The organism is Flavobacterium gelatinilyticum (genome assembly GCF_027111295.1).
Lineage (GTDB): Bacteria > Bacteroidota > Bacteroidia > Flavobacteriales > Flavobacteriaceae > Flavobacterium > Flavobacterium gelatinilyticum.
In genome coordinates this window covers 5600095-5613759 of the sequence record NZ_CP114287.1, presented here as the reverse complement: position 1 = coordinate 5613759, position 13665 = coordinate 5600095, and the positions used below count along the sequence as shown (strand labels likewise).

Here is a 13665-nt window from a genome sequence, read left to right as displayed (position 1 = left end):
CAAGGTTTTGGAAACCTTGCAGGAACGACCTAACTTTTATATTTTCTTATATTACTTATATGGTTCAAAAAATTAATTCCCCATAAAAGTATACGTCTGCCCTGCTTTCATATTCACATCGTAAATATTGTAATTAGGCAGTTTTTCTTTTTCCAGTTTTGCTTCATTTGAAATAATTGGCTTCTTTACTTCAACATCATAAAACAACGGATTTGTGTTTTTACCTTTTGCTTTTTTGATTGAAGAACCACTTAATGTATTTTCTACTTTCAAACGACAGTTTCCTCCAATTTTCGAATAGATTTTTAAAGTCGAAACTTTGTTATTTTTCCAAGTCATATCGATTACGAAACCGCCTCTTGCTACTAAACCTTTTATACTTCCGTCTTTCCAAACTGTTGGTAAAGCAGGTAGTAACTGAATCGCTCCTTCCTGACTCTGCATCAGCATTTCGGCAAAACCAGCTGTACATCCAAAATTCCCATCAATTTGAAAAGGCTGATGCGCATCTAACATATTCGGATATGTTCCTCCTCCTTTTCTTTGATCAGCCGTTACTAAATGCAATTGATCCTGAATCAGTTTATAAGCGTGATTTCCGTCTAATAATCTTGCCCATAAATTCACTTTCCATCCCATTGACCAGCCTGTAGATTCGTCTGTTCTGTAAATCAACGATTGTTTAGCTGCTTGAAATAATTCTGGTGTTTTGATTGGTGAAATCTGATTGCTCGGATACAATCCGTACAAATGCGAAACGTGTCTGTGATTGTCTTTTGGATCATCCCAATCGTCCTGCCATTCTTGCAACTGATTGTGTTTTCCAATTTTCATTGGAGGCATTTTTGCCAAAGCATCGCTTACTTTTTTCACATAAGCAGCATCTGGTAAAACCAATGCAGAAGCTTCGATAACATGCGTAAACAAATCAAAAATCAACTGATTGTCCATTGTTGTACCTGATGCAATTGTCGATTTTCCGGTTCCGCCAGCATGTGTGTTTTCTGGAGAACTTGAAGGTACCACAACCAAATATCCTGTGTTTGGGTCTACAATCATGAAATCCAAAAAGAAATCGGCAGCACCTTTCATAATCGGATAAATTTCTGCTAAATACTTTTTATCTCCTGTGTATAAATATCTTTCCCATAAATCCTGACAAACCCAAGCGCCACCCGTTGGCCACATTCCCGAAGCTGCTGAATCAACCGGAGCGGTAACTCGCCAAATATCAGTATTGTGATGCAAAACCCATCCGCTGGCATTGTACATCATTCTTGCCGTTTCTGCACCTGTAACACTTAATTCTTTTGCCATTTGAACAAACGGTTCGTGCATCTCCTGAAGATTCGTTACCTGCGCTGGCCAGTAATTCATTTCGGCATTGATGTTTGTCGTGTATTTGCTGTCCCAAGGCGGTGTAACCATATCGTTCCAAATTCCTTGTAAATTCGCTGGCTGTCCGCCTGGCTGCGAACTTGAAATTAAAAGATAACGTCCAAACTGGAAGTATAAAGCAGCCAATTGTGGATCGAATTGTTTAGAGAAATCTCTAATTCTTTCGTTTGTCGGTTTCTTAACTAAATCATTCGAACCTAAATCTAAAGAAACTCTGTTGAAGAATTTTTGGTAAAAATCAACATGCGCTTTCTTAATCGTCTCAAAATCTTTCACTTCAGCTTTCGCTAAATAATCTTTACTTTTTACAATTTCATCTCCAGAAATATCCTGGTAGTTTTTAAAATTAGTTGCAATCGAAATATATAAAACAACTTCATCAGCTTTGTTGATGCTTAAAACACCATTGCTCGAATCAATTTCTCCTCCTTTGTTTTTAGCCGTAAGTCTTCCTTGAAATTTTACTTTTCCTTTTACGCCTTCAAAATTAGTTCCAACTCCCGAAAGAATAATTTGATTTCCTTCTGTCGAAACGACTGTTTTATCAATCGGACTGTTCATGAAAACATTACACGTAATTTGTCCCGGTTTACTTGCAGAAAGTTTCACCGCAATTACCTGATCTGAAAATGCAGTTAGAATTTCTCTTGTAAATTCAACTCCATTTACTTTGTATTTTACTTTCGCCGTAGCGTTGCTGATATCTAAATCTCTGTAATAATCAGTATATTTTTGATGTCCATTGAATGAAATATAAACGCTTCCGAATGTTTGATACGGCATTCCGTCATTGGTTTGCGACATAATATCTCTCGTAGCCAAATCTTGCGCTTCATCAAATTTTCCGTCAAAAATAAGCTTTCTTACTTTCGGCAAAGCTTCGATTGATTTTGTATGCGCATTGCTGTTTGGAGAACCAGCCCAAATAGTTTCTTCGTTCAATTGCAAACGCTCAACTGCCGGATCACCAAAAACCATTGCCCCCAAACGTCCGTTGCCTAATGGCAAAGCTTCGTTCCAGATTGCAGCTGGTTTATCATACCATAATTTTAAGTCATTTTGTGCTGTTGCAGCAAATGAAAAAATTCCAAAACAGATTGCTGTGATTTTAATTTTTAACTTCATAGTATATTTTTTTTGGCCATGAATTGCTTCGCCTGTTCGCTATCGCTCGGGTCGTGGCTATCTCAACTTATTTCTTAACCTCGTAAACTTTCAGATTTTTTTCTCCGAACATTTCATATAATTTGTTGATGTCTTTTAGAGCGTTCTTCGGCAGTTTTTCTCCTTTATCTCCAAAAACAAAAAGCTTTTCTTTTGGTTCAATTACACAAGTCGATTCGTCGATTTCGCCTTTGTCATTTTTCACTTTATTCAAATCTAAATCTAAATATTTCGCCATAAACGGATACAGAGCCATACGTTTTGAGATTCCGAAATCATGTCCTTCTTTTGCAAAATGAGCATTTTCAACTAAATCTTTTTTACCGTATAATTCATAAGTTCTTTGAATGAACGGAAATTCCAATTCAGGAACTGCCAAAGTCCAATCTTTTCCGTCTGAAACAATTAATTGCGGTTTTGGAGCCATCATGGCTGAGATTTCGGCATTGTTTGTTCCGTTTCCACATAAGTGGAGACCTCGGCCGCTTTCGCATGGACATCCGCCTGAAAAGTGAGACGAAACCATCACAACCGGAGCCGAAACTTTTACACGGTCATCAATCGCTGCTAAAAACATCGTGTGCGATCCTCCGCCAGAACCTCCTGTAACGCCGACTCTTGTCATATCAGCATTTTTTACGGTTGCTAAATAATCTAAGAAACGAATTCCTGTCAATACCTGAACTGTCGATGCAATACTGTTTCTGTGCGTTTCTTCAGGAAATTGCAATAGCGATTCTCCCCAAGCAAATAAGTCATAACCCACAACAATTGCTCCCATTTTGGCCATCATGGCACATCTGTACTGCTCGTCTTTTCTATATCTTCCGTCGCCAAAATGTCCGTCGGGAGTCAGAATAACAGCTGCTTTTTTATTTAACGGATACGGTTTATAAATCGAACCGGTCGCGTAGACCCCTGGTAAAATTTCCAAAGCTATATTTTCAACACTATAATCTTTGTAAATTCTCTTAGGAGTTAAAAGTGGTTTAGACTTAGGTGTAGGGGGCGCCTTATCCAAACCAAATGATGTAATCATACAAGCTTTTAACTCCGTTTTGCGTTTTTCCCATTCTTCTTTTGTCGAATAAAGGCTTTCTAAGTAAAATAAACGTTCTTTTCCTTTATCGACAGAAACTTTATGGTTTTCATATTTACGAATAATGTACGTTCCATCCGGTTGTTTGAAATACATCAATTCGAATGGAGCCAAAATATTGGTCAACGAAAGCGGCAGATTTCCTGGTTCAATTCTCCAATCGGCATAATCCAGTTCTTTTCCTTTTAATAAACCTCTGTCATCGTTGATCGTTACTTTAAAAAGCGTTTCAATTTTCTTTAAAGTTTCTGATACCGGTTTTCTAAAATTGGTATCAGAAGTGCTTTGCGCATTGGCAAATGTCAAAGCCAAAATGGAAACTAAGATGATGTATTTTAAATTTTTCATTATTAAATGTTTTTTGAATTGCCTCCAGTTTTAACTGGAGAAAAACAAATTGATTTTCAAAAATTGGCTTTAACCAAACTTATTCATTTGGCTAAAGCCTTCTGACTTGCTTTATTTTGTATCCTCCAGTTAAAACTGGAGGCAATTGATTTTTATCTTTTTACTGTAGAATAGCGATTTTACATTTTCACAAATCACATTTCACATTTTACAACTTACATTCTATCGTATAAATTCCTGAACCAAGTTCCAGCGTTGGTTTTTTATCTTTTTCGCTATAACCTACTCCAGCCTTTTTACCATCAATTTTTATTTCTGAATCTTTAGAAACAGGTAATTTTATAGTCGCTTTTGTATTCACAGGAATTTGAACTTTCAAAATAAACTTGCCGTCTTTTTTCTCCCAAGAAGAAGCAATTTTTCCATAAACCGATTCATAATCCGCTTTCGCGAAAGTCATATCGCCAACTACTTCCGGCTGAATGAAGAAATGTTTGAAACCCGGTTTTTCTGGATCAGACATAATTCCGGCTAAACTTTGGAAAAACCATTCCTCAATTTGACCTAACATGAAGTGATTCCAAGAATTTCCTTTTCTCGGATCCCATTGTTCCGTTAAAGTGGTCAAGCCAAATTTAATCTGAAAACCATAACCCGGCGCATCGTAATGATTGTGCATTCTGTACATCGTTTCGTTTTCGCCGTTTCTTGCCAGAGTTTGGAATAAATAGCGATTTCCAACATCTCCCGTTGTTAAACGATCTCCTTTTTCTTTGATGTCAGCTAATAAATTCTGCATAACCGCTTCTTTGTACTGAGGCTCTACAATATTCATAAAAACCGGAACAGAGTTACTAAACTGACTATTCGTTCCGTATTGTTTGGTTTCCGGATTGAAAAATTCCCTGTTGAAAGCTGTTTTTATTTCAGAAGCCAATGTTTCGTATTTCTCATAATCTTCGGTCTTCCCTAATAATTTAGCTGCTTTGGCTGTCAAATATGCTCCGTAATAATAATGCGAAGTCGCCGAAAGCGCAATCGGGCTGTTTTTTGAATATCCCGCAGCATGCGTTCCGTAATCGTACCAATCGCCTAAACCGTGAGAAACGATGTGATTGGTAGATTTCGTTTCTAGATAATCAACATACTTTTTCATTATAGGGAAATATTTCTCTAATAATGAAGCGTCTCCGTAATATTCATAATACATCCAAGGCAGAATAACACCAGTAACGCCCCATTCTGGCGAATCGGTAAAATCACCGCCAAAAATTATGTATTCTGGCACAATACTCGGAATCAAACCGTTCTCTCTTTGTGAATCAGAAATGTTCTGCATTGTTGCTGGAAGGAAATTCTGCAAGTTGTAATTGAACATTAAACCCGGACCATTCAGCTGAATTTCTTCTAACCAGCCTAATTTTTCACGTTGTGGACAATCAGTGAAAACGCTTTGGAAATTACTTTTTATTGAGTTGTTAATCAGCTCGTGTGTTTTATTGAAAATCTCGTTTGAACATGCAAAACTTCCTGCTTCTCCTGCCGAATTGTAAATGAAATTCGATTTTAAATCTACTAAAGTTAGAAGATCTTTGTTCTTAGCGTCTTTATAATTAATGTTTTCAATTTGAACATATTGATAACCGTAGAAACTGAATTTTGGTGTCCATTCTTCTACTCCATCGCCTTTTAAAGTATAATCGTAGTAATATGGTTTTCCAGATCTTCCCTGCGCAATTGTGCCTTCTTCATTTAATCCTTCCGCAACCCAAACACGAATCGATTGCCCTCTTTCTCCTTTTACTTTGATAGTTGGAAATCCTGAAAGATTCTGCCCCATATCAAAAACATAGAAATTCGGTTTCAGTTCTTTTACCGTTTTAACTTCATATTGTTTTTGAATTGTAACCGGCGGTGCAGTCTGTGGTCTTAAAACACCTTTTGGTGCTTCCTGAATCACTACTTTTTTCCAGTCTCTATCTTTGAATCCTTTACTTCCCCAGCCTTTTTGCTCAAAGTTGGCATTATAATCTTCTCCTCCAAAAATACTGTTATACGTAATCGGACTTTTGCTGTATTTCCAAGTTCCGTCTGATTTTACAATTTCTTCTGAACCATCATTGTATTTGATTTTCATTTTGAAGAACAATGTCGGCGGACCAAAACTTACAAAGAATTTGGTATATCTTTCAGCCAGTGTGTTGTACATTCCGTTTCCTAACAGAACGCCAATCACGTTATCGCCTTTTTGAAAATCTCTTGCGCTTAATTCGTACACATTGTAATTAACCGTTTTATCGTAATCTGTCCAAAGTGGTGCAAATTGGCTGTTACCCACTTTTTTCCCGTTGATTGTCAGTTCATAATGTCCTAAACCAGAAATGTAAACAACGGCTTCTTTGACTGCTTTTTCTACTTCAAAAGGTTTACGAAGCATGATACTTCTTCTTGACAAAGAATCGGAAGCATTGATAAACGAATTCTTTTTTTCTCTGTTGAAAGTCGCTGTATGATACGTTCTTCCTTCTGGCAAATGACTGTCTGCCTTTGTTATAGCACCAATCCAAGTTGGATTCAAATCTGATTCTAACGGCGCGATTCTAAAAGAAGCATTTCTACTCCATTTTGAAACTTTTCCAGCTTGATTCCAAACTTTCACTTTCCAGAAATATTTGGTTTCGTTTTTTAATGGTTTTCCGCTATAAACAATATGCAGGTTTTTATCGGTATTAACTCTTCCGCTGTTCCAGATATCGCCGTCGTCCATTTTTAGTTTTTCTTCCGAAGAAGCTACTAAAATCAAATAAGCGACTTGCGATGCATTGGATTCTTTTGAAACCAATTGCCAGCTTAATTTTGGCTTATTCTCTACAACTGCTAATGGATTTTCAGCCATTTCTGTTGTTAAGCGTACAGGCAGAATTTGTCCTTTAGAGACTACGGTTACTAAAAGAGAAAATGCTAATACAATATTTTTGAAATTCTTCATTTCTTACTTTTAAATTGAACGCTGATGACACGGATTTACTTCGTAAAGACGCGGATAAAAACGGATTTTTTTGTTATTTGAAAAAGAAAAAATCCGCGTAAATCTGCGTCTTCGCAAAAGCGAATCCGTTTCATCCGCGTTATATAATTTACAACTTTTTCGTTACTAACGATTCGATATTGAATACTGCTTCAGGGATTTGTTTTCCGGTTTGAGGCAGGTCGTCATAATCGTCTGTGTCTGGCGCTGTGTCAGGATTTGGATTATGTCTTTGCTCTCCTGTGCGGAACATAATTCGTTCAAAACCATCTGTTGGCGCATAAAATATCTTTGTTGATTCTTTCTCGTCGTTTACTTTTACAGTGTACTGACGGTTTTTAGCGTCTAACTTTACAGTAACTTTATATGTTTTGTTTGCTTCGTATTTTGCAATTGTGTTGAAACGAGCTCCGGTTTTCACTTTCAATTGTCCGTCGCTGTCGAAAGTCAATCTTACGGATGGCAAACCTTGTTTATTTTGAAATTCAATCTGCAATAAACCATGATTATTCTGTTCTGGCATTACCGTGAAAACAGCTTCTAATTTTGATGTGAAAGGAATAACTCTTTCGGCACGAGAATAATCAAAATAATCCTGATCTCTTAAAGTCAGCCATTTTTTACCATCGGCTTTCTTTTCGATTTTTGTCGAAGCCCAAGAAAGATCGTAGGTATTCCACATTTTTAATTCTTCTCCGTTTGGAAGATTATTGAAGACATCATTAGCGTGTTCTGTCACCACCGAAGTTACTGGAACTGGAATCGACGCTACCCAAATATCTTCTTTATTCACGCTGTAACCCACCCAGATTTTTCCGTCTGGCGGAGTTCCGTCTCCTTCTGTGATTCCACGTACGTATTGAGGTCCTGCCGATTTGTAGTTTCCGCCATAACGCATCGGACTCACTTCTCCGTGAACCAACAATAAATCTTTATAATTTAATCCGTCATCACTTGTAGAAATTGCCAAAGGCCAACGGTATTCTGACGGATTGTAAAGAGTCGCATAACGATTATCTGACGTTTTTTGTCCCCAGATTTTAGCATTGCTGTTTACAAAACCTGGCGCACGCAACGGCATATAATCCCAAGATTTTCCTCCGTCTCTACTGATAGACGTTAAAGCGTGTTTCCATAAACCAACCACATTTCCGTTTGCTAAATGATAATAACTAAACGCTTTGTATGGTTTCTGTAACGGAATCAATTCGTCATCGCGATCGGCTTCTTCAACCCATTGCTGTAACATCAACGGATTAGATAAAATTTCTTCGCAGGCTTTTTTGAATCCTTTGTCTTTTGAAGCGGTATAAAATGGGAATTTTGATTTCGATTTGTCCCAAGTTTTATTGTATCTGATGAAATAGATTTCGCCAAAACTTCCATCTTTTTTGATTTCACGAATCACACGTCCAATTCCTTTTCCGTCGTTTGGATCGTCTTTTTCATCCATTGCTATTCCGTAATATGCCAAAGCAAAAAGTCGTTTGTCTTTTGAAGTATAAAAACCCATTCTTTGGTGCATAATCGCATCCAGATTTTTGGCAACGCCTTCTACACCTTCTTTTTTCCATCCGTCAGGAATTCTGTAAATTGGGAAAATAACTTCTGGTTTTGTCCACGTTACGCCATCTTTAGAACTCATAATTAAAGTCTGACTTGGCGGAATATGTTCTCCTGAAGGATCGCTTAAATAATGAAGATAAAAGGTATTATTCCAATACGCCATCATCGGCTGGTGATTGTACGTCCATCCAAAACCATCTGCTTTTTCTGGATGTTCACGGCTTGCACGCATAATTTGTGTGGCGTGAACTCCAACTGCCGGACTTAACATTCCGTGATGGTAATCGATGTTTGAAAGTGTTTTACCAACATAACGAACGGTGTCGTTTTGAGCATTTACAGCCGTTCCAACCAAAAGAATTGTGGCTGTGGTGATGATGTTGGCTTTTATGTTTTGGAAAGTAATCATTCTTTTTGGTATTTTTTAAACTTCTAAGAGACCTAACAGGTTTTGAAAACCTGTTAGGTCTGCATTTGAAATTCTATTTCTTGTCAATTAATCCTTTTAAAACTTCGCTTGAAATTGTTGTAATCGTTCCGTGTTTGTGTCCTTCCGGAAGACTTATTTTGGATGAAACATCTTCAAAATGAACAAAATCTGTAGTGCTTAAAGCTTTATAATTTTTTGAACCGTAATTGTCATAATACAACAACCAGTTTTTCCCAACTTTGACAACTGTCGGACCTTCTGATAAATACTCGGTTAAAGGTTCAGAGCTTTTTTCAAACGGACCTAAAGGCGATTTTCCGAAAGCTACTTTTATGTTTCGCATTGGTCTTGTGTTGTCTTTTAAAACCAAAACAAAATCTTTCTTCCCTTTTTTGACAATTACACAGTCAATTACACTGAAACCTGGGTCGTAATATAATTTTGTATCCGAAAAAGTTTTGAAATCTTTAGTCGTTACATAATACATTCTGTGGTTGTTTTTCTCTTCTTCCACACCTTTTGGATATCTAAACGGAATTGTCGATGCCCAAATAATAATGTATTCCTTTTTCACATCGTCATAAAAAATTTCCGGTGCCCAAACGTTTATTACTTCAGGCTCGTTTTTCATAACTGGAATATATTGTTGTTCTGACCAATGAATCAAATCTTTAGAACTTGCATATCCAAAACCATTTCCGCCTTTCCAATCCGTTGTCCAAACCATATGATACGTCCCGTCAGCTCCTTTGGTAATAGAAGGGTCACGCATGATTTTACTCGCTCCGATTTCTGGTTTTAAGAATGATCCTTCTAAACCTTTCCAGTTGTAACCGTCTTCACTGTATGCCAAATATAAGCCTTCTGTTGCGGGTTCTCTAAACGATGTAAAAAGATAGATTTCCTTCTTTTTCTGCGCGTAAGATATCGCAAAAAATGAAAAGGTTAATAGGATGAATATTTTTTTCATGTCTTTTTCTGTTCTCCTGCAAGGTTTTCAAAACCTTGTAGGTATATATTTTACGTTTAATCCTGAAACCTACAAGGTTTTGGAAACCTTGCAGGATTAGACCTTTCTTATTGATAGCAAAAAAGCCAAATCTTTCTCTTTAGCCCCGATCGCAGTGGAAATCCTTTTGTGTCTCGTTTATTTAACGAGATACAAAAGATTGTAACGAAGAGCGGGACGATGTTTCCAAAAATGTCTTTTGTTTCTGCTTCTAAATATAATTATTAAAATACCTACAAGGTTTTGAAAACCTTGCAGGAACGTGAAATTATTCTGTAATCGCTTTTTTATCTAAAGAAGCGCCTTTTTTAATTTTCGTTGTTACGTTGTTTAAAACATTGTTTTTCAAGAAAATATTCTTCGTTTCTTTTCCATCTGCTTCGATAAAAATATCGGTTGCATTAAATGGAAAATTATTGTTGATTAAAGCATTAGAAACATTATTTAATTTGATAACCGGAACATTTTTTATTGGTGTTGAAGATCCAACGTTGTCTAAAATTACATTTTTTGAGTCTGAAATTTTGAAAGAAGAACCTATAGTTGCGTTTACTTTTACATCATGAAATTCAACATCTGTCGCTGTATTTACAGTAAAACCTTCTTTTCCGTCGATGTTGATGTTTGAAAAAGTGATGTTTTGAATTGGCATTTCTGTGATTCCTAAAATCTGTCCTGCTTTGTTCACGTTTGAAGCTGTAATGTTGCTCATGTGAATGTTTCTGAAAATCGGCGTTTTCTCTGTTACAGGCTCGACTTTAGTGCCTTTATCGTAAAAAAGGCTTAATACAAAAGCTTCTTCTTTGATGTTTTTCATGACGATATTATCAACGCGAATGTCTTCTACCACTCCGCCTCTTCCGCGAGCAGACTTGATACGGATTCCTCTATCAGTTCCGTCAAAAACACAGTTTGAAATTGTGATTTTTTTGATTCCACCCGACATTTCACTTCCGATAACCACGCCGCCGTGTCCGCTTAACATCGTACAGTTTGTGATGGTTACATTTTCTGTTGCTTTTCCGTATTTACGACCGTCGCCGTCTCTTCCGGATTTGATGGTAATACAGTCATCTCCTACGCTGATATGGCAGTTTGAAATGCGAACATTGGTACAAGAAGATGGATTAATACCGTCTGTATTTGGCGAATGCGGATTGAAAATCGAAATTCCTGTAACCGTTACATTATCACAAAATTCTGGGTTAATGGTCCAAAATGGTGAATTTTGAAAGGTTACGCCTTCGATCAAAATATTTTTACAGTTGTAAGCCTGAAAGAAAGATGGTCTGAAGAATTTCTTGTCAACCGTTCTTTTGTAATATGGTTCTGTGTAAAGACCTTTGTTTTGCTCTTCCCACATGGTTTGGTATTTTGTTGGCGGAAGCGGTTCTTTGGCTGTTTCAATTCTGTAAACTTCATTCCACCATGCTTTTCCTTGTCCGTCGATTACTCCTCTTCCTTTGATGGTGATGTTTTCTACATCTTTGGCGTAAAATAATGGTTGGAAACTTTTCATTACGATTCCTTCGTAACGCATTTCTACATACGGCAAGAAATCATCGAAGTTTTCTGAGAACTTTAAAAGCGCTCCAGAATCTAAATGAATGGTGATGTTGCTTCTTAATGTTAAAGCGCCTGTTAAGTATTCTCCAGCTGGGAAAAAGATGGTTCCTCCGCCATTTTTAGATGCTTTTTCGATTGTTTTCTGAATGGCATCGGTGCATTTTAAGCCTTTGTTGTTTCCGCCTTCGTTTAGGATGTTGTACCAGCCGTCGTGTGCGAATGTTGTTAAGCTGGTGATGAAACAGAGTATGAATAGTATATTTTTGATTTTCATGGTTGTGTTGTTTTTTGGTTTCACGCTCCCGATAGTTATCGGGATTGCTGATTTTAGCTGATCTGCGCAAATCAAATATTAAAAATCTGTTTAATCTGCTTTGATTTTTTTTAAATCTGCGTGAAAAAATTTTACTCTCGCAGATTTGGCAGATTGTTCAGATTTATTTTTTTCCACTCCCGATAGCTATCGGGATTCACAGATTAAAAGGATTTTTTATCTGCTTGATCTGCAAAATCTGCGAGAGTATTATACTCTAAAAGTCTTTTGACTAATTACTTTTTACTTTTCACTAATTACTACTTAGATTTCAAAATCAAAACCCAGTCATTGCCATCTTCTTTTTTGCCTTCTGGCTGGAAGTTTTGAGTTCCTTTATTGTCAAATGTTCCGATTTTGGTTTTCTTGCCGTTTCTTGGATTGTACCAAGTCGCTTCGAATTTATCGCCGGCGATTTTTCCTAGTTTTACTTCGATTATTCTTCCATTGTACGTGTAAAGCAAAGCATATTTTTCTCCTTTTATTGCCGGAATATAATCGTATTTTTCTCCTTGGTTAACGACTAATGAAACATCCGGAGTTCCTTCTAAAAACGGAAATTCTTCCATTAATTTCTTGATATACACCATTTGTTTTGCTCCAGGCGCATTGATTGCTGATGTCCATAATTCTTTATTTCCATAAGCTGGTTTATCGCCTTTTCTGAACATTTGCATTACGGCGTTGTGCCCGTATGTGTAACCTGCTCCACCTGATAAAACCGACCAATATCCGTAACGACGTACATCGCTTGCTGTCCATTTTGGCTGTAATGTGTCGTGCAAGCCGTGTGGAATTGCTTCGTAAGAAGGTTCTCCGTCAAGTGTAGGTTTTGTTGGTTTTAATTCGAAATCTCTTAAAACAAATTTGTAATTGTCTTCTTTGAAATTTGTTTTCACTGAATCCTGATCGTATCTTCTGTGTCCTGATTGAAACATGTTGAAATCCAGCCATTTTTCGTTGTGGAAGTTCTCTGAAGAATCGGTTCTTCCAAACGGGTGAAAAGTCACTAACTGATTTGGATTACTGGTTTTTAAAGTATTTCCGATAGCATTCCAGATATCTTGAAATTCGTTTCCGTGCGTGTCTCCACCGTTTAACCAAATTACGTTGGTTCTGTTTTTATATCGATTGGCCAAAAACTGAGCATATTCTGTTGCTTGTTCTTTGCTTACTTTATTTCCTTTTGAAACGTTTGTTCCCCAAACCGGCACCATTGCAAGGTAAATTCCGTTTTTCTGAGCCACATCCAGCGTATAATCTACGTGATCCCAATAATCGTATTGTTTTGGATCTTTGAAATCATTTCCAGCTGTAATCAGCGGTTTCGAAACGTCTTCGTTGATTAAAGCCGAAGAACCATAAACGTTAACGGCATTGATGTTGTGCAAAACCATTACCTGAACAACATTGAATCCTTTGTCTTTTCTGTCTTTAAAATATTTCTCAATTCCCGGTCTGTCCAGTTTTCCGAATGTGAGCCAGCCTGTGTCGCCAAGCCAGAAAAATGGTTTTTCGTTTTCGGTAACAAAATAATGCTGATTTTTAGATACTTTGATTTCAGGCAGTGATGCTTTTGTTTTAGCAGATTGCGAAAATCCGCTTTGTGCTGTAAACATAAAGCTTATACTAAGAGCGTATAAAGATTTTATTTTCAGATTCATTTTGGTTGTTTTTGAATTGTGTTTTTATTTTTTAGCCACAGATTTAACTGATTTAATGGATTTTCCCAAGCTTTGTCTTA

The 13665-nt window shown here is 37.0% G+C and carries 7 protein-coding genes; all 7 read right to left on the bottom strand.

The genetic code is table 11. From position 1 onward, the window contains the following. Positions 1-72: 72 nt before the first annotated feature. Complete coding sequence (locus OZP11_RS24120) at positions 73-2523, bottom strand: glycoside hydrolase family 95 protein (protein ID WP_281233039.1); 2451 nt, start codon at positions 2521-2523, stop codon at positions 73-75. Positions 2524-2590: 67 nt separating this feature from the next. Continuing rightward, a complete protein-coding gene (locus tag OZP11_RS24115) occupies positions 2591-4009 on the bottom strand; it encodes an acetylxylan esterase (RefSeq protein ID WP_281233038.1) in 1419 nt (472 codons plus the stop codon). Between the two features lie 208 nt (positions 4010-4217). Next, on the bottom strand, positions 4218-6998 hold the full coding sequence (locus OZP11_RS24110; RefSeq protein WP_281233037.1) for a glycoside hydrolase family 78 protein: 2781 nt from the start codon (positions 6996-6998) through the stop codon (positions 4218-4220). Positions 6999-7146: 148 nt separating this feature from the next. After that, complete coding sequence (locus tag OZP11_RS24105) at positions 7147-9012, bottom strand: sialidase/neuraminidase family protein (RefSeq protein WP_281233036.1); 1866 nt, start codon at positions 9010-9012, stop codon at positions 7147-7149. A 73-nt stretch (positions 9013-9085) separates the two neighbouring features. Next, positions 9086-10003, bottom strand: coding sequence for a glycoside hydrolase family 43 protein (locus OZP11_RS24100; protein WP_281233035.1), 918 nt, complete (start codon positions 10001-10003; stop codon positions 9086-9088). Between the two features lie 307 nt (positions 10004-10310). Beyond that, on the bottom strand, positions 10311-11882 hold the full coding sequence (locus OZP11_RS24095; protein WP_281233034.1) for a glycoside hydrolase family 28 protein: 1572 nt from the start codon (positions 11880-11882) through the stop codon (positions 10311-10313). Positions 11883-12181: 299 nt separating this feature from the next. Next, positions 12182-13585, bottom strand: a complete 1404-nt coding sequence (locus OZP11_RS24090; protein WP_281233033.1) for a glycoside hydrolase family 140 protein — start codon at positions 13583-13585, stop codon at positions 12182-12184. Positions 13586-13665 lie beyond the last annotated feature (80 nt).